Origin of the sequence: Streptomyces fructofermentans (genome assembly GCF_014651055.1) — a bacterium.
Taxonomy (GTDB): domain Bacteria; phylum Actinomycetota; class Actinomycetes; order Streptomycetales; family Streptomycetaceae; genus Streptomyces; species Streptomyces fructofermentans.
On the sequence record NZ_BMWD01000019.1, the window covers coordinates 75,295 to 92,059 of the forward strand.

15 protein-coding genes are annotated in these 16,765 nt (G+C 70.0%); 9 read left to right on the plus strand and 6 right to left on the minus strand.

Annotated features, from left to right (window positions below; translation table 11 throughout):
* Nucleotides 1-423: 423 nt before the first annotated feature.
* From IE265_RS24530 to IE265_RS24550, 5 genes are all read left to right on the plus strand, one after another.
* Nucleotides 424-1,068, plus strand: a complete 645-nt coding sequence (locus IE265_RS24530) for a dihydrofolate reductase family protein (RefSeq protein ID WP_190037834.1) — start codon at nt 424-426, stop codon at nt 1,066-1,068.
* Between the two features lie 97 nt (nt 1,069-1,165).
* The gene (locus IE265_RS24535; protein ID WP_190037835.1) at nt 1,166-1,906 is read left to right on the plus strand and encodes a DUF6193 family natural product biosynthesis protein; all 741 of its coding nucleotides are present in this window, start codon (nt 1,166-1,168) and stop codon (nt 1,904-1,906) included.
* Between the two features lie 137 nt (nt 1,907-2,043).
* Complete coding sequence (locus tag IE265_RS24540) at nt 2,044-2,679, plus strand: hypothetical protein (RefSeq protein ID WP_190037836.1); 636 nt, start codon at nt 2,044-2,046, stop codon at nt 2,677-2,679.
* Between the two features lie 227 nt (nt 2,680-2,906).
* On the plus strand, nt 2,907-3,185 hold the full coding sequence (locus IE265_RS24545) for a hypothetical protein (RefSeq protein WP_190037837.1): 279 nt from the start codon (nt 2,907-2,909) through the stop codon (nt 3,183-3,185).
* A 395-nt stretch (nt 3,186-3,580) separates the two neighbouring features.
* Nucleotides 3,581-4,498, plus strand: a complete 918-nt coding sequence (locus IE265_RS24550) for an aminoglycoside phosphotransferase family protein (RefSeq protein WP_190037838.1) — start codon at nt 3,581-3,583, stop codon at nt 4,496-4,498.
* 49 nt (nt 4,499-4,547) lie between these two features.
* On the opposite strand, the gene IE265_RS24555 is transcribed toward IE265_RS24550, so the two are convergent.
* Entirely contained in the window at nt 4,548-5,057 is a 510-nt protein-coding gene (locus IE265_RS24555) for a levansucrase (protein WP_190037839.1), read from the minus strand.
* A 638-nt stretch (nt 5,058-5,695) separates the two neighbouring features.
* Between IE265_RS24555 and IE265_RS24560 the strand changes: the two genes are divergently transcribed.
* Nucleotides 5,696-7,249 carry a pectate lyase family protein gene (locus IE265_RS24560; protein WP_190037840.1) on the plus strand — a complete coding sequence of 518 codons (1,554 nt, stop codon included), beginning with the start codon at nt 5,696-5,698 and terminating at the stop codon, nt 7,247-7,249.
* Between the two features lie 200 nt (nt 7,250-7,449).
* On the opposite strand, the gene IE265_RS24565 is transcribed toward IE265_RS24560, so the two are convergent.
* The 4 genes from IE265_RS24565 to IE265_RS24580 all read right to left on the minus strand — a co-directional run bounded on the left by IE265_RS24565 (nt 7,450) and on the right by IE265_RS24580 (nt 13,322).
* The gene (locus tag IE265_RS24565) at nt 7,450-10,056 is read right to left on the minus strand and encodes a family 78 glycoside hydrolase catalytic domain (RefSeq protein WP_190037841.1); all 2,607 of its coding nucleotides are present in this window, start codon (nt 10,054-10,056) and stop codon (nt 7,450-7,452) included.
* A 67-nt stretch (nt 10,057-10,123) separates the two neighbouring features.
* Entirely contained in the window at nt 10,124-11,035 is a 912-nt protein-coding gene (locus IE265_RS24570) for a carbohydrate ABC transporter permease (RefSeq protein WP_190037842.1), read from the minus strand.
* A 4-nt stretch (nt 11,036-11,039) separates the two neighbouring features.
* The gene (locus IE265_RS24575; protein WP_190037843.1) at nt 11,040-11,924 is read right to left on the minus strand and encodes a carbohydrate ABC transporter permease; all 885 of its coding nucleotides are present in this window, start codon (nt 11,922-11,924) and stop codon (nt 11,040-11,042) included.
* Nucleotides 11,925-12,005: 81 nt separating this feature from the next.
* Complete coding sequence (locus tag IE265_RS24580) at nt 12,006-13,322, minus strand: ABC transporter substrate-binding protein (RefSeq protein WP_229916461.1); 1,317 nt, start codon at nt 13,320-13,322, stop codon at nt 12,006-12,008.
* Between the two features lie 271 nt (nt 13,323-13,593).
* Here IE265_RS24580 and IE265_RS24585 point away from each other — a divergent pair, with 271 nt between their 5' ends.
* Both IE265_RS24585 and IE265_RS24590 read left to right on the plus strand, forming a co-directional pair.
* A complete protein-coding gene (locus IE265_RS24585; RefSeq protein WP_229916463.1) occupies nt 13,594-14,604 on the plus strand; it encodes a LacI family DNA-binding transcriptional regulator in 1,011 nt (336 codons plus the stop codon).
* 197 nt (nt 14,605-14,801) lie between these two features.
* Nucleotides 14,802-15,137: a hypothetical protein gene (locus IE265_RS24590; RefSeq protein ID WP_190037845.1), complete on the plus strand. Its 336-nt coding sequence runs from the start codon at nt 14,802-14,804 to the stop codon at nt 15,135-15,137.
* Between the two features lie 59 nt (nt 15,138-15,196).
* On the opposite strand, the gene IE265_RS24595 is transcribed toward IE265_RS24590, so the two are convergent.
* The gene (locus IE265_RS24595) at nt 15,197-16,024 is read right to left on the minus strand and encodes a glycoside hydrolase domain-containing protein (protein ID WP_190037846.1); all 828 of its coding nucleotides are present in this window, start codon (nt 16,022-16,024) and stop codon (nt 15,197-15,199) included.
* Nucleotides 16,025-16,350: 326 nt separating this feature from the next.
* On the opposite strand from IE265_RS24595, the gene IE265_RS24600 reads away from it, so the two are divergent.
* Nucleotides 16,351-16,749 carry a hypothetical protein gene (locus IE265_RS24600; protein ID WP_229916482.1) on the plus strand — a complete coding sequence of 133 codons (399 nt, stop codon included), beginning with the start codon at nt 16,351-16,353 and terminating at the stop codon, nt 16,747-16,749.
* Nucleotides 16,750-16,765 lie beyond the last annotated feature (16 nt).

The following is a 16,765-nucleotide window of genomic DNA, read 5'->3' on the forward strand; positions in this document are numbered from 1 at the left end:
CACGTCCACCCGCCGTCACTTACCGGCGAGCAGCTCTGGATCAAGCATACCGCACGAGCCTCCCGCACCCGCACGGACAGCCCCCGCGTGTCGGAACCGGGGGCACGAACGCCCGCTCCCCGGACACCCGCTCCCCCGGGCCGCGGCGAAGCGTCCGAAGTCGGCCCGACCGTGCGGACGGACCGTCAGCGGGTTGCTCTCGTCCGCCGGGTGTGGCGCGCTTGCGGAGTCGGGGACGTTCAGGCACGGTGCATCCGCCGGGGAGGGCGACCCGCACCACTGCGCCTCGACCGGACCTGCGATCCTCACGGCGCAGGGCACCCGGCAGTTCGGATTCCGACCAGTCCCTGCGGACGTAGCGATGAGTTTCGTCGGACCGGGGAGTCACAGCACCGACATCGGCAACAGCAGGAGGAAGAACACGTGGCCCAGCTACTGCGAGTCCAGAACTTCGGCATCTCGAGCGACGGATTCGGCGCGGGTGCGGACCAGAGCATGGAGAGGCCGTTCGGGCACGCCGACCCCGGGAACCTGCTCTCCTGGGCCTTCGCCACGGCGAGTTGGAACTATCGCTCGGACGCCGGCGGAAGCCGCGGCCTGGACGACTACTTCACGCGGGACTACGCGCGCAACATCGGCGCCGAGATCATGGGGCGGAACAAGTTCGGTCCCCAGCGCGGACCCTGGCAGGACCACGAGTGGCAGGGCTGGTGGGGTGACGAACCCCCGTTCCACACGCCGGTGTTCGTCATGACCCACCACACCCGTCCCTCGTTCACGCTCTCCGACACCACGTTCCACTTCGTCGACGCGGACCCGGCCACGGTCCTCGAACAGGCGCGGGACGCTGCGCAGGGCAAGGACGTCCGGCTCGGCGGCGGGGCCGCCACGATCAGGGAGTTCCTCGACGCCGACCTCGTCGACACCCTGCACATCACGGTGGCACCGGTGAAGCTCGGGTCGGGTACCCGACTCTGGCACTCCCCCGACGAGTTGCTCGACCGGTTCCACCTCGATGTCGTGCCCAGTCCGAGCGGGGTGACCCACCACCTGTTCTGGCGAAAATAGCGAACGGGGTCATTCGCGGACACCGGCACGGCCAGGGCGGGCGTGCCGGTGGATGACCTGTGGTTGTGGCCGAACCGAAAGCACTGGAGTCCACGAAATGTCCGAGCAGTCTTCCGATCCGTCGCCGAACGACGCACTGCGGGCGTACGAGACGCACTATCCCGACGTGGTGCGAGCGGGGTCGCTGCAGAACGCTCTGCAGGCAGCCGCAGACCGCGCCGGCCACGGACTGACCATCGCCCTCACCTCCTCGCCGGGGTGGCGTCATGTCGCGGCCACGGTGGCAGACCGGGACCGCTCGGCGAATGCCTTCATGTCCCAGCACGACCGCACCTTCCTTGTGGACTGCTGGGCCGGCGGGATCCACATGGCCACCGGCAGCACCGCCGATCTGTCCGAGGTCGCCGGAGCCATGAAGTCGTGGCTGTCGGAGTCCGGGCTACGGGAACTCGTCACCCGGTGGAATTTTCTGCGGACCTGGGAGTTGGCCCTCGCCCACGAACGCGGCGATGCCATACCTGTGCGGTGGCGCCGGCTCCGCGAGGCAGCCACACGCATGAACGACACGCCCTTCCAACAAATGGTCGAGGCGGCCTTCGAGCAGCCGCGCCTTCGCGTGCTGTCGCCGGGCCGCAGCATGTACTGCCTCACGTTCAGCCGCCGAGCCGCACCACCCATTTGCGACGACCTGCCCAGAGTCATGCCGGTGAAGCACGGCGGATACCGGGTGTGGTTCCCCGACGGCACGCTCGAAACCGTCGATGACGCCCGGCAGGCCATCGCACTGATTGTGGACGGGCTCCCCGACGACGCGGTCCCGTGGACGCCGGCCACATGACAAGGCCAGGGGGCGCCCGCCACTCGGGCCCGGTGGTGAAGGGCCGCCGACCTCCGCCGGGCAACGCGCACATGGTCCTCGAACGCGTCGAGGCTCCCGTAGCCGCCGCTGTCAGTGGCCGGTGACATTCTGACGGGGTGCTGATCAAGGGATACGACTACGGCCCATTGCTCGCAGGCGAGCCGCTGATGCCTCGCCCGGGTTTCTGGTCCAACTACCTGATGCCGATGTGCGGCGACGGAACCGGCGCCGAACCTCCGACTCCGGAGTGGTTCGGCGACGACGGAGCCGACAGCGACGCCATGTCCGAGGTGCTCTTCGACCCCGCACACTGGCCGGTGTTCCGGGTACTCGCGGAAGACGGTTCCGGGGTCGTGGTCGTCCACCGCAATCTGCCCGGCGAATACGGCATCGACTACCTCCTCACCCATCCGGGCCGCAGTTGCGCTCAGCAGACCGCCAGTTGGGAGGGGAGCCTTTCGGGGTCCGGGCTGACATGGCTCGAACTGATCCGTATCGCCGACAGTCCCGCGGACGAAGGCGTCGAGGATCCCGCCGCGCGCCTCCTTCTCGTCCTTCCCCTTCTCGACGACCTGGACGTGCCGGAGTCGGCCCCGGCAAGGCTCGGCGCAGCCCTGGTGGAGACCGGGGCCCCGCAACACTCCGCCCGGAACACGGCCGAGCGGCTGCTCGCCCACCTGACGGCGAAATCGCTCCACGACCCGACGTGGGCTTCGCCGCTCAGCGGCAGCCAGGGACCGCCCCGTGGGTGACTCCCTGGTCGGTGTGTCAGCGGAGTCCAGCGGGCCGCACTCTCGACAGGGCCCCCGTCCGGTCCCCCGCCTGAGGTCAGAGGTGGTGCCCCGCCTGGATCGGCGCGCCCCATCCAGGAGGTGCGGCGCACAAGTCCGTTCAGGTGACACGTACAGCGCGCTTACGTCGGGGGGCTCGCGGGGTTCGGGTGAACTGAAGGGACACCACTTGCAGCCAGGAGGCAGGCATGGCGTACACGTCCGACGACGACCTCGCATTTCGCAACGCGGTCAAGGACGCCTTTCTCAAATACCCGGAAGCGCAGCGCAAGTACGCGTTGTCGAGCCTTGACCTCGAAGAGCGGATGGGGATCGATTTCGACCAGCAGGTCGGGGTTTCCAAGATCGTCGGCAATAAGATCATCACCGAATTCCTGGATCGGAAGGCGGTGATCAGGTCGCAGCTCTGCCTCAAGTGGAACTTCGACTACAGCAAGTGCCTCCAGTGGGAAGAAGCACCGGAATAGCACGCAGCCGCACCCTCCGTGCGCGCCGTCGGCGGGCCGGGGGCACGGGGCCGGAGACGACCGCAGTGGGCGCGGACAGGGCCGCCGCGCGGGCACGACGCATACGCTCCTTGTGTTCCACGGGGTCGTGGGCCCGGGTCCCGCGCGGCCACCGTCCGGACCCGGCCCGGTTCGGCCCGGTTCGGCATCTCGCCCGACGGGGCAGACGCCATGGCCACCGTGCGCGCCCCGGCCGGACAGCCGGATCTCCGACCACCGGCGGCGAACGCGCCAGGTGAGGAGCCAGCGGGTTCCGATGCCGCCGGGGCAGCGGCACAGGGCCCTGCCCGTAGGGGACTTGGCCGCGATCCCACCGGGATTTCGGGCCGGTGCTCCGCGCGGATAGCGTTGCCGTCATGACAGGCACCGCGGCGGACATCACAGAGGACCTCGTCCGGGAGCTGCTGCGCGAGCAGCACGCCGACCTGGCGCACCTCCCCGTGCGGCTCGGCGCGCGTGGCTGGGACAACCAGGTGTGGCGGCTCGGCGACGACCTCGCCGTCCGGTTGCCGTGGGCGACGGAGTCCGCGGACGCGCTGCTGCTCAAGGAACACGCCTGGCTGCCCCTCATTGCCCCGCGCCTCCCGCTGCCGGTGCCCGTCCCTCAGCGCCTCGGCGGGCCTTCCACTCGGTTCCCGCGACCCTGGCTGGTCACGACCTGGGTGTCGGGCGAGCCGGCCGACCGCGCCCCCGCGACACGCGTGAACGAGTCGGCCGACGCCTTGGCCGCCTTCCTGACGGCCCTGCACCACCCGGCCCCGACCGGCGCGCCCACCGGCCGGGGCCGGGGCGGACCACTGCGCGACCAGACCGAGAACTTCACCCGAGGCCTCACCTCGGCAGTCGAACTGGGCCTGATCGACAACCCCGACGCCGTCCGCGCGGTCTGGGCGGACGCCGTCGCCGCGCCGGACTGGGCCGGCCCGCAGCTCTGGCTCCACGGCGACCTGCACCCGGCCAACATCCTGACCGCCGACGGCACCTTCTCCGGCGTCATCGACTTCGGAGACCTCTTCGCCGGCGACCCGGCCTGCGATCTCGCGGCGGCGTGGATCCTGCTGCCCGACGGCGCCGCGGACCGGTTCCACGAGTCCTACCGGCCGGTCCCCGACAAGGCGACCCTGCGCCGCGCCCGCGGCTGGGCGGTACTGAAGGCCCTCGCCGGCATGCACATCGGACACTCCGGCGTCCACGGCCTGCCCGGAGGCAAGTCCACCTGGGGCCCGCCCGGCCACGCCTCGATGCGACGCCTCACCGCATCGCTCCACCCGTGAACATCGCTCGACCCATGACCGGGCGCCCCGGCGGGAGGCCGGGCGAGGATCACTGCCCGTAGAAGTACCGTGCGGCCTTCTCGTTGAAGTACGAGGCGTAGACGCGCCCGAGTAGCGGCTTGCCGCGGAACATCCCCACGTACTGACGTGAGCTGTCGACCACGACCGGCCTCGTCATGCAGGCGAACTTGACCCGCTGCTGCGACTCCGCCCAGTGCACGGCCGCCGGGTCCACCCTGTCACTGACCAGCAGCGGGAAGGCTCCGACGCCGTTCTGCAGGCCGACGGGCAACCCGCCCTTGGTGTTCTTGGCGTACTGGACCACCTGGTCGGTGAAGGCGGATATGACGGGCACGGTTATCTCGGGGACGGCCGCCGCCACCGTGAACAGGTGCAGCTTCGTCGCCATCCACCGCAGCCGGAACTCGGCCCGTCGCCCGACGAGTACGGGGGCGCCGCCCCAGTTGTCCCATTGCGTACCGCATCCGTCCGCGGCCATCCGCTGCTCCACGAATGCCAGGTACGTGCCCGCCGCCGACTGCTCCTGCTGTCCATGCATGGACGGGATCCTAAGCCCCGGGAGCAGTGCGCGGATCCCCTCGTGGTGGACTCCGCGCATCGGACGACCGCTCGCGCGGCGGCCGGGTCCGGCGGCAGGTCGCGGCCCCGGGGCGACGGAGGCGGCCTGTCTGGACGCATTGCCTCACAGCAACTAGAAAGCGCTTCACTTCGAGCGAGCCGTTCGTGACACTGGCAGCGCGAATCTTCGAACCTTCAAAGCACCCAGAAACCCAAAAAGCCTTGCCGCACACATCACTTGGCGCCCGAACCCTTGCCAGTCCGCCGGAGCACCCCTATCGTCTGCCGCCAGAAAGCGCTTTCTCTCCAGCTCTGCCAGTTCGACAGAGCCAACCCGTCGTGGGAGCCGCCGCGGCGTGTGCACGAGCCGCCGGAAAGTCCGGCACGGGACACCTCTTGGTGCCCCGCGCCGCGCATCGAAGGGTGCACGCCATGACTCTCTCCCCTCGCACGGTCCGTCCCGCACGCGAGGTGCCCCGCACGGGGTGAAGGACGCCCGGTCCCACCCGGGCCGGGCCGACGCACGACGGTGCCCCCACACACAGATCACGGCCACGCGCGGATGCCTGCGCCCCGACGCCGAGTACCCGAACACGCACGACACATCAGGAGACGAGAATGAGACGATCAGTCGCACTGCGGCTCTCCGCGGCCTCGGCCGCGATGGCCCTCGCCACCGCGCTGGGCGTGGCCCTGTCCATGCCGGACGAGGCATCGGCGGCGACCGGCAGCGCCACCGGCTACGCGACCCAGAACAGTGGGACCACCGGCGGGGCCGGCGGGCAGACGGTGCGGGCCACCACGGGAACCGCGATCCACGCGGCGTTGTGCGGGCGGGCCTCCGGCAGCACCCCGATCACGATCGAGGTCGAGGGGACGATCAACCACGCCAACACCGCCAAGGTGTCGGGCAGTAGTTGCAACACGGCTGCCGGGGTGATCGAGCTCAAGCAGATCAGCAACGTCACGATCGTCGGCGTCGGCAGCGGTGCGGTGTTCGACCAACTGGGCATCCACATACGTGAGTCCAGCAACATCATCATTCAGAACGTGACGGTCAGGAACGTCAAGAAGTCGGGCTCCCCGACGTCGAACGGCGGGGACGCCATCGGCATGGAGAGCGACGTGCGCAACGTGTGGGTCGACCACACGACCCTCGAGGCGTCGGGCGGTGAGTCGGAGGGGTTCGACGGCCTCTTCGACATGAAGGACAACACGCAGTACGTGACCCTGTCGTACAGCGTCCTGCGCAACTCGGGCCGGGGCGGCCTGATCGGTTCAAGTGAGAGCGACCTGTCGAACGGCTTCGTCACGTTCCACCACAACCGCTACGTGAACATCGACTCCCGTGCGCCCCTGCTGCGCGGCGGAACCGCCCACATCTACAACAACCACTACGTGAGCCTCAACGAGTCGGGCATCAACTCCCGTGCCGGCGCCCGGGCCAAGGTGGACAACAACTACTTCGAGGACTCCAAGGACGTCCTGGGGACCTTCTACACCGACGCGGCCGGGTACTGGCAGGTCAGCGGGAACATCTTCGACAACGTGACCTGGTCGAGCCCCGGGAGCGACAACAACCCGGCGGGACCGGACCCGCAGTCCAACACCACGGTCTCCATCCCCTACTCGTACAGCCTCGACGCCGCCGCGTGCGTGCCCGACGTCGTCGGCCGGACAGCGGGAGCCGGAACCGGACTGCAGGTGTCGAACGGCAACTGCTCGGTGCAGACACCGACCGCCACCCCGACCGCTACCCCCACCTCGGCGACACCCACCCCCACGCCGACGCCGACCCAGCCCAGCGGCACCAACCTCAGCGTGGGCGCGGGCTCGGACGGTTCCAGCAAGGCCAGTGGCACCAGCTACGGCAATGTGCGGGACGGTGACCTGACCACGTACTGGTCACCCGCCGCCGCGACCGGTTCCGTCTCGATCAAGTGGGGCTCGGCCACGGCCGTGTCCCGGATCAACATCCGCGAGGCCTCCGGCTCCACCGGGGCAATCGGCTCCTGGCGGGTCCTCAACGGCGACACCGGCGCCGCTCTGGCCTCCGGCAGCGGTGCGGGGGCCATCTCCTTCACCCGGACCACCCTGAGCAAGATCACGTTCGAGATCACCGGTTCGAGCGGCACCCCGAAGGTGGCCGAGTTCGAGACGTACGCGCAGTAGAGGCACCCGCCACTCAGTTGCCCTGCCGGACGCGCCCCGCCCGGCAGGGCATCGGCATGTCCTCCCGGGCGTTCCATGGAGCCGGTCGGGCCGCGGCGGGAGGTGCGGCGCCGGTCCGGGGGTCAGGCCCGTTCCGGCGCCGCCCCCGTTCGTTGCCGCCTTCGATCCCTCCGCGCCGGGTGGCGCGCGAGGTGTGCGGGTCAGGCGGCGGTGCGGTCGAGCGCGGCGGTGTCCAGGTGGTGTTCGCCCGGGCCGACCGTGCGGGGGGCGTGGCCCGGCAGTTCGACGACTCCTTCGCAGCCGCTGGGCACGGTGACGTGGACGGACAGTCCGGCCGCCGTCCGCTCCCAGGACACGGCGGCGGTCCCGTACGGCGTCTCGTGGCGGGCCCTGGCCCAGGTGATGCCTCCTCCGGGGCGCGGCCGGAAGCGGAGGGTGCGGTAGCCGGGCGACGTGGGTTCGAGCCCGGCGACGACCCGGTGCATCCAGTCCGCGACGGCGCCCAGGGCGTAGTGGTTGAAGGAGGTCATGCCGCCCGGGTTGAGGGTGCCGTCGGGGCGGAGGCTGTCCCAGCGTTCCCAGATGGTGGTGGCGCCCATGGTGACGGGGTAGAGCCACGAAGGGCACTCGGTCTGGGTGAGGAGGCGGTAGGCGACGTCGAGGTGCCCGGCGTCGGTGAGCGCGTCGCAGATCAGCGGGGTTCCGACGAAGCCCGTCGCGATGCGGGCGTCGTCGGCCAGGACGAGTTCGGCGAGCCGGTCCCCCGCGTGCGAGCGCTGCGCCGCGTCGGGAAGCAGACCGAAGGCGAGGGCCACCGCGTAGGCGGTCGGTGTGTCGCTGCTCATGCGGCCGCCGGGCAGAACGTACCGGGCGCGGAAGGCCTCGGCCACCTCGTCGGCCAGTCGCGCGTACTCGTCGGCGACCTCCGTAAGTCCCAACTCGCGGGCGGACCAGTGCACATGGCGTGCGGACCAGGCGAAGTAGGCGGTGGCGACGAGGTGTCGGTCGGTGCGGCTGGCCGCGGGGTCCTCCGGCGGTGCGTTGGGGTCGAGCCAGTCGCCGAGCTGGTGACCGGTGTCCCAGAGCCGGCTGTCGCCGGACAGGCGCGCCATGAGGTCGACCCAGGCGCGGCCCATGGGGAAGTGGCGGCGCAGCAGTTCCAGGTCCCCGAAGCGCCGGTAGAGCACCCACGGGGTCAGTGTGGATACGTCTCCCCATGCGGCGCCGGGCTTCACGGGCGTCCACTGGGGGCCGCCCGGGATGACGGGCACGTACCAGGGGATGGTGCCGTCGGGGAGTTGTTCGGCGGCAACGTCGGCGAGCCAGGAGTCGAGCATGCCGGCGCAGTCGTACAGGAAGCCGGCGGTGGGGGCGAAGACCTGGATGTCGCCGGTCCAGCCGAGGCGTTCGTCGCGCTGCGGGCAGTCGGTGGGGATGTCGACGAAGTTGCCGCGCATGCTCCAGACGACGTTCTCGTGGAGCCGGGTGACCATCGGATCGCTGCACTCGAACCAGCCGGTGCGCCGCATGTCCGTGTGGTGGACGCGGGCGACGATCGCGCCGTGTCTCAACTCTCCCGGCCAGCCCGTGACTTCGGCGTGTCGGAAGCCGTGCAGGGTGAAGCGGGGTTCCCAGGTCTGCGTTCCGGTGCCGTTCAGGACGTAGGTGTCGGTGGAGTGGGCGTCCCGCAGCGGGCGGGTGGCGAGTTCGCCGTTCTGGAGGACTTCGGCGTGGCGCAGTGTGACAGTGGTGCCGGCCGGGCCGTCGACGGTGATGCGCAGGCGTCCGACGAGGTTCTGCCCGAAGTCGAGCAGGTGCCGGCCGTCTGCCGTGGTGGAGACTTCGACGGGGTGGATCTCCTGGGTGCAGCGTACGGGCGGGCCCTGGGGGGCGACGAGTGTGCGCGGGTCCCTGGCTGCCGTCGCGACGGCTGTCCAGGTCGTGCCGTGGTGGTCGTCGGTGCCGTGGCGCGGTGTGGACCAGGACGGGTCGTTCAGGCGTGCGTCGTACGTCTCGCCCTCGTAGAGTCCGGTGAACAGGATGGGGCTGGGGGCGGCCTGCCAGGAGGGGTCGGTGGCCACGACGGTGGTGGTGCCGTCGGTGTGGGTCACTTCGAGTTGGGCGAGGAGGGACTGGTCGGTGCCGTAGAGGTTGCGGTGGCCGCCGTCGAAGCCGATGTGTCCGCGGTACCAGCCGTCGCCGAGCCAGGCGCCGATGGTGTTGGGGCCTTCTGCGAGGTGGTCGGTGACGTCGTACGTGTAGTAGCGCAGGCGTTGGCCGTAGACGGTCCAGCCCGGGGAGAGGGTGTCGTCTCCGACGCGGCGGCCGTTGATCTCGGCTTCGTACAGGCCGTGGGCGGTGACGTAAAGGCGGGCACGGGCGACGGGAGCGCGGAGGGTGAAGTCGGTGCGGACCCGGGCGGGGCGGCGGTCGGTGTCCGGGTCCTGGTCCCACGCGGGGCCGACGGGGACGGCCGTCCAGTCGTCGGCGCGCAGCAGGCCCGCTTCCACCGTGCCGGGGTCGCTCCACGGGGACGGTTCGGTGCTCCGGTCGGTCCACACGCGTACGCGGACGGTGGCGCGTTCGCGGGAGGACAGGGCGGGAGCGGGCCAGGGGACGAGGATGTGTCCGGTGCCCGGTGTGCGGCCGGTGCGGTGGACGTGGCCGTCGCGGTGGACTTCCAGTTCGTACGCGTCCTGGGTGGTGGCTCCGTCGGGGAGGTGCCAGGTCAGGCGGGGTTCGGCGACGCCGATTCCGAGGCCGTCGCGCAGGTGCTCGAACGTGACGGGGGCAGGCTGAGTGGACACGGCTGGGGGACCTTCCTGGAAAGCGGGGCGCGGGCTCGCGGTGGCACGGGTGGGGTGGGTGCGGCCGTCAGCCCTTGACGGCGCCCGACGTGAGGCCCTTCATCACCTTCTGGTTGAGGAAGAGGTAGATCACGAGGGTGCCGAAGACGTTGATGCAGATGGCGGCGAACAGCGGGCCGTACTGGGTGGCTCCGAAGTCGCCGGTGAAGTTGAGCAGGCCGACCTGGATGGTCCGCAGGTCCTGGTTGTTGGTGAAGGTGAGCGCGATCAGGAGGTCGTTCCAGACGAAGAAGAACTGGACCAGGCCAACGGTGAGGAGGGCGTTGCGGACCATGGGGAGGCTGATGGTCCAGAAGGCGCGCAGGATGCCGGCCCCGTCGATGGTGGCGGCCTCGAACAGCTCACGTGGCACGGTCTTGTAGTAGGTGGCCATCATGAACACCGTGAGGGGCAGCCCTGTGCCGGTGTAGGTGAGGATGAGCGGCCAGAGCGTGCCGGACAGTCCGGTCCGGAAGTACACGGTGAACAGGGGCAGCAGGATCATCTGCGGGGGGACCATCATGCCCGCGAGGAAGACGAGCAGGGTGAGGTTGCGGCCCTTCCAGACCATGACCTGCAGGGCGAAGCCGGCGGCGGTGCCCAGGAGGAGGATCAGCGCGAGGGCGGGCAGGACCGCGAGGAGGCTGTTCTGGATGTAGAGGCCGATGTTGCCGGTGGTCCACGCCTCGGTGTAGTTGCCCCACTCCCATGTGGTGGGCAGGCTCCAGGTGGAGTTGTTGAGGTAGTCGCTGTTGGACTTGAGCGACGTCAGGAACATCCACACCAGCGGGTAGACCTCGACGACGAGCAGCAGTGCGACGAGGAGTGCGACCCACGGCCGGTTGCCGGGGCGGCGGCGCAGGGGACGGCCGGAGGGGGCGGGTATGCGGCCACCGCTGCCGGGCCCGCCGGCGGTCTTGGGGTTCGAGTCGACGGCCATGGGTTCAGCCCTCCGTGAGGTCGCGCCGCGAGACGCGGAAGACGACCAGCGTCACCAGCAGGCACACCACGGTCAGCAGCATCGCGACGGTGCTGCCGTAGCCGTAGTCGCCGTAGGTGAACGACGTCTGGAACATGTACAGGGTCAGCGGGGTGGTCGCGTTGCCCGGTCCGCCGCCGGTGAGGGCGACGATGGAGTCGAACGCCTTGAGCGTGCCGTTGATGCTGAAGATGAGCGACGACAGCAGTACCGGGAACGACATGGGCAGCACGATGTGGCGGACCAGGCGCAGGCCCGAGGCCCCGTCGAGGCGGGCGGACTCCAGCACCTCCTCGGGGATGTCGAGGATTCCGGCGAAGAGCAGGACGGCGTAGAAGCCCATGGACCGCCAGACGTCCATGACGATCAGGACCCAGAAGGCGTGTCCCGCGCTGCCGAACCAGTCGACGGAGTCGATGCCGACGGCGTTGAGGAGCGAGTTGACGGGACCGGTCTGCGGGGCGACCTGGAAGAGCTTCTGGAACAGCAGGCCGACCGCGACCGTGGGGAGGACGACGGGGAAGAACACGAGGGTGCGCACGAGCGCGGAGGCCCGCTTGAGGAAGAACACGTAGAGCAGTGCCAGAAGGTAGCCGGCGACGACTTGGCCGACGGTCACGACGACCGCGTACTTGGCGGTGAACCACAGGGCGTCGTGCACGGCGGGGTCGGTGAACAGGCGCTGGAAGTTCCCCAGGCCGTTGGCGGTGAACCCCTCGATGGTGTTGCCGCTGGTGAACGAGTAGCCCAGTGACCACACCATGGGAACGAGCATGATGAGGGAGTGGACGAGCAGGGCGGGGCCCAGCAGGATCAGGACCGCCTTGCGATCACCGAGTACGCGGTGCATGTGTGAAGTCCAGTTCTCGTGGATGCCTGTTGACGTGCGGCGGCCGCTCGGCGGGGCGGTCCCGCCGGGCGGCCGGGCGCGTCACTTGGCGGACAGGGCGTCCTGGACGGTCTGCATGAACTTCTGCGGGCTGAGGCTGCCGTTGACCAGTCCGGCCGCGTTGGTCTGGCTGACGGTCGTGGCCTTCGTACTGAAGAGGGCCTCGAACCACAGGACGTTCCGCTTCGAGGAGCTGATGGTCTCGCGCACCTGACCGGTGACGGCGGTGGCGTCCTTCACCTCGCCGTTGACCTTGAAGCCGGAGATGACTCCCTGGTCCTTGAGCGCGGTGGCGCCGTAGTTCTTGGTGATGCAGGAGACCCAGTCACCGGTCCTGCTGTCGAAGGACTTGGCGCCGAGGGTGATGCCGAGGCCGACGTTGGAGGGGTACTGGTCGACGGCGCCCTTGCCGCCGGCGACCGCGGGGAACGGCATGAAGCCGACGTTGTCCGCGCCGAGTGTGTTCTGCTTCTCGTCGGCGATGTTCGCCAGTGCCCAACTGCCCATGTAGAACATGGCCGCCTTGCCGGTGAGGAACTGGTTCATCGCGGTGTCGTAGTCGATGGACCCGACGCCCTTGCCGAAGTAGCCCTTCCTGCCGAGGTCCGCGATCTCCTGCGCGGCCTTGACGTATTGCGGGTCGGTGAGCTTGGCCTTGCCGTCCGCGACGTCCTGCAGCGCGTCGGGTCCCAGGCTGCGGTACAGGTAGCCGCTGATCAGCCGGGTGAGCGGCCATCCCTGCTGGCCGGAGGCGGAGAACGGCTGTATGCCCTTGCCCTCCAACTTCGCGGAGGCCGCGACCAGTTCGGCCCACGTGCCGGGCACGTCCAGGTCGTTGTCGGTGAAGATCCTCTTGTTGTAGAAGATGCCCTCGATGTTGTACTCGTACGGAAGGACCTCCACCTTGCCGCCGTACAGGGCCTTGATGGTGGAGACCGCGGCCGGCTGGAGCTGGTCGTAGACGCCGAGCTTCTTGAGCTCCTTCTCCAGGTCTGCGACGTGGCCGGACCTGGCGAGCTGCTGGGTGAGCGCGGGGGCGTTGCCGGCGGCGAACTGCACGGGCAGCGCGTTCTGTCCGGCGAGGAGTTGGAGCTTCTGGTCGAGACCGGACTGCGGAACCGTCTCCACCTTCAGCGGCAGGTCCTCGTTCGCCGTCCTGCACGCGCCCTTGGACAGCGTGGTCAGGGCCGTCTTGACGGTGGTGTTCTCCGTGACGCTCAGGTAGCTGAAGTTCTTGGGCGAGGCGGTCGAGCCGCCTCCCGTCCCTCCGCAGGCGGAGACGAGGACCACCATCGCGGCGGCGCTCGCGGTCATGCCGGCGAGGCGGGCCCTTCTGGCGGCGGACGAGTTGGTGATCACAGCATGGCTCCCTGTCATCGTTGAGCGAAGGCGCACGGCGAAAGCCTGCGAAGAGGACCCGCGACGGAGAGGAGTTGTATAACGTTCTCTACGTCGAAGTGCGCACCACAGTGCATCCAGCGTCGCTGAACGTCAAGACATCAGGGCGAAACGCCGAGGAAAGACCGACCACATCTGGCGCCATACTCGGTTCATCGTGTAGACCGTTGTATCCACAGGAGAAGCTCAGGGGGCACGACGCATGCAGCAGGGCTCACAGCGCAGGAAGCGAGTGACGATCACGGACGTCGCGCGGCACGCGGGAGTGTCGACCGCCGCGGTCTCCAAGGTCATGCGCAACGCGTACGGGGTCAGCGCCGCCATGCAGGAGAAGGTCCGCGCCGCCATGGCCGAACTCGACTACCGCCCGCACGCCGCGGCGCGGGGCATGCGCGGCCGGACCTACACGATCGGCGTCCTGCTCGACAACATCCGCAACGCCTTCTTCGCCGACATCCTCGACGGCATCCAGGACGAACTGCACAGCAGCGAGTACACCGTGCTCATCGGCGCGGCGGGCTTCGGGGCGGAGGCGCAGAGCAAGACCATCCGGTCGATGGTCGACCGCCAGATGGACGGCCTGGTCCTGATCGCCCCCGGCACCTCGCGCGCGGACGTCCTGGCCATGGCCGACACGACACCCACCGTGGTCATCGGCCACCACGACCCCTCCGACCTCCACGACTCCGTCGTCGACGCGGACGGCGCGGGAGCCGGACTCGTGGTGGACCACCTGGTCTCCCTGGGGCACCGCCGGATCACCCTGGTCTCCGCCCAGGGCACCCGGTCCAGCAAGTGGACGCGCACCCCGGAGATCGTGCTGACCAACGGCTACACCGAGGCCATGGGCCGGCACGGCCTCGCCGCGGAGACCCGCGTATGCCGCGCGGCCTACTCCGACGAAGGCGGGTACAAGGCCGGCATGAGCCTGCTCACGGGCGAGCACCCGCCGACCGCCATCATGGCCGGCGCGGACGTCGCGGCCCTCGGCGTCTGGCGCGCGGCCCACGAGCTGGGCCTGCGGGTCCCCCAGGACGTCTCGATCGTCGGCTACAACAACACCGCGGTCGCCGACCTCGCCACCGTCCAGCTCACGAGCGTCGACCAGGCCGGGCACAACATGGGCGCCACCGCCGCACGCCTGCTCATCGAACGTGTGGAGGGCAGGCGGGAGCACGCCGTGCAGACCAGCATGACCCCGCGCCTGGTCGTACGCGGCAGCACCGGCCGGCCTCCGGGGTAGGCGGCCCGAGGTGCCGCCGACGACCCCTTCGCGGACGTACGCGGCTGTCCGGCGGATACGGCCGCACGTGGGCCGTATCCCCCTGCGAGCCGGGACGCCCGGCGCGCGGCCGCACAACTCGTGCCGCGTGACGTGCTCACGGACGGCCCCGCGCGGGTATGGCATGCACCATCTGGACGCGTGCCCGGGGAGGACTGATGGCCTCGTTCCACATCAGGGTCGACGACGCCGACGAGGAGACCGGACGCCGCGCGTTGGAGGCGCTCGCTGCCGCGGGGATCGGCGTGGACCGCGCCTGGCTCGACGACGGGCCGGCCGACGCGGTGCCCCCGCCGGACTCCCCCGGTTCCGGGCCCGGCCGGACCGAGGAGCCGCCCGCTCCGCACGGCTGGCCGATGTGGGTCTCCCTCGCCCTGCTGACCGCGTGCTTCGCCCTGGTCGTCCTGTGGATCTGGTCGGGCGACTGGCGGTTCGCGGTCACCGCGGGGGTCGCGGGCGTGTTCGCCGCCGGGTTCTTCGTGGGGTCGTTCTGACCCACTCGGAAGACCGGCGGCGCGAGCGGTGCCCGGCGGCCGGACGGCCGCCGAGCGGGTCAGCCGATGATGGCGACCGGGGCGTCCCAGGCGTTGCGGTCCACCGTGATCGTGTGACCGCCGCGCGTCTCCTTGCTGTTCACCATGTACTGGTGGGCCCGGCTGTGACCGGTGTACAGCTTCGGGTCCCAGGGCCAGTCCGCCGTCGTGGTGTTCTTCTTGTCCCACAGCGCGTACCAGAGGTTGCCCGGCAGGTCCGTCCTGTCCTCGGCCGTCGCGACGGCCTTGGCGCTGGAACTGCTGAAGCCGTAGTAGCCGGCCCGGTAGTTCTTGGCGCGCACGGTCTTCGAGAAGGAGCGCACATACGTGAGCACGGCGTCGTTGCACGCCTTGTCCGCGATGTCGTACGGCTCCATGTCGAGGTAGACCGGGCTGCCCGCCTTCATGCCGAGCGCGGAGGCCTTCGCGACCGCGTCCTTGGCGTTGCTCACACCGAGGGAGGACGCCGTCGCCGCGGTGAACTTCTCCGGGTTGCGGCCCGTCTGGCACGGCGGCTGGGCACCGACGTAGAGCGGGATGAGCTTCCAGCCGAGGGCGGTCACCGACTTCGCCCAGGACGCCGTCAGGTTGGGCTGCGCGCAGCCGCGGTTCCTGCCGCCGACGTACACCGCGACGGCACCGTAGAAGCCGGTGTTCCACGCCTTCATCGCCGCGAGCGAGGGAGCGGTGCAGGCGTCGAACGCCCGGCCCGTGTAGGTCTTCTGGGCGGGCATGGTCGTGGCCGCCATCGACGTCTGCGCGGCCAGGCCGGCCCCGGCCGCGACGACGACGCCCGCGGTCGCCCAGGCGATGTAGCGGCCCTTCTTGGACAGCCGGTGACTGGACATTCCCCACCCCGTTCGAATCTCGGCCCGTGGCCGTGGCTGGTGCGCCCCGCCGCTGCCCGGCGGGCGGCACTCCGAAGGTGTGGCGCTGAGCCCGGGTGCCGCCTGTGGCGTGCGTACGACTCCGGTGTGCGGAGCGCTCCGCACCCTATCCAAGATCCGCACACCGGTTGGTAACCGGCGGACAAAGATCCACGGTCGAACAGGGTGCGCCGGCGGGCGTCCTCGCGGTGCCGTGGCTCCGAGGGGCGCCCAAGCCCAGCGGCGAGCGCGGCAGCACGCGCGACCGGCCGCGGGCACCTCCCCCGTTGTCAGTGCCCCACGGCATGATGACCGCCGTGAACACCGAGACTCTCATAGACACCTGGCGGCGACTTCTCGCCGATCCGCACAAGTCGTGGGTGCTGTACGAGCACGGCACGTGCGTCGTACTGACCGCTCCCGAGGGGGACCTGGCCGAACAGGCCACCTCGGTCCTCGCAGAGTTCGGCCCCGTGCACGCCGGATCGCCGGCGGGAGACTTCGGGGTGGTCGACGTGCAGGACGCCGAGGGCTGGGTCGTCACCGGACACCACGACGACGTCCTGACGTACGTCGGCCCCGAGGAGTCCGAGGACCCGGGCCAGCTCGCGGTCGGCCTGCTCGGACGGTCCAAGCGCCACCGGGACGGCACCGAACTCCGTGTCGTCCACGTCGAGGACCGGCGAACGGTCGCCGACCCCGCGTGAGGAGGCGCCGGACGCC

Excerpts from the sequence above, each read along its gene's own strand:
- IE265_RS24555 (WP_190037839.1), bottom strand. The coding sequence starts at position 5,057 with ATGCATGGACAGCAGGAGCAGTCGGCGGCGGGCACGTACCTGGCATTC.
- IE265_RS24550 (WP_190037838.1), top strand. The coding sequence starts at position 3,581 with ATGACAGGCACCGCGGCGGACATCACAGAGGACCTCGTCCGGGAGCTG.
- IE265_RS24575 (WP_190037843.1), bottom strand. The coding sequence starts at position 11,924 with ATGCACCGCGTACTCGGTGATCGCAAGGCGGTCCTGATCCTGCTGGGC.
- IE265_RS24535 (WP_190037835.1), top strand. The coding sequence starts at position 1,166 with ATGTCCGAGCAGTCTTCCGATCCGTCGCCGAACGACGCACTGCGGGCG.
- IE265_RS24570 (WP_190037842.1), bottom strand. The coding sequence starts at position 11,035 with ATGGCCGTCGACTCGAACCCCAAGACCGCCGGCGGGCCCGGCAGCGGT.
- IE265_RS24560 (WP_190037840.1), top strand. The coding sequence starts at position 5,696 with ATGAGACGATCAGTCGCACTGCGGCTCTCCGCGGCCTCGGCCGCGATG.
- IE265_RS24590 (WP_190037845.1), top strand. The coding sequence starts at position 14,802 with ATGGCCTCGTTCCACATCAGGGTCGACGACGCCGACGAGGAGACCGGA.
- IE265_RS24600 (WP_229916482.1), top strand. The coding sequence starts at position 16,351 with ATGACCGCCGTGAACACCGAGACTCTCATAGACACCTGGCGGCGACTT.
- IE265_RS24595 (WP_190037846.1), bottom strand. The coding sequence starts at position 16,024 with ATGTCCAGTCACCGGCTGTCCAAGAAGGGCCGCTACATCGCCTGGGCG.
- IE265_RS24545 (WP_190037837.1), top strand. The coding sequence starts at position 2,907 with ATGGCGTACACGTCCGACGACGACCTCGCATTTCGCAACGCGGTCAAG.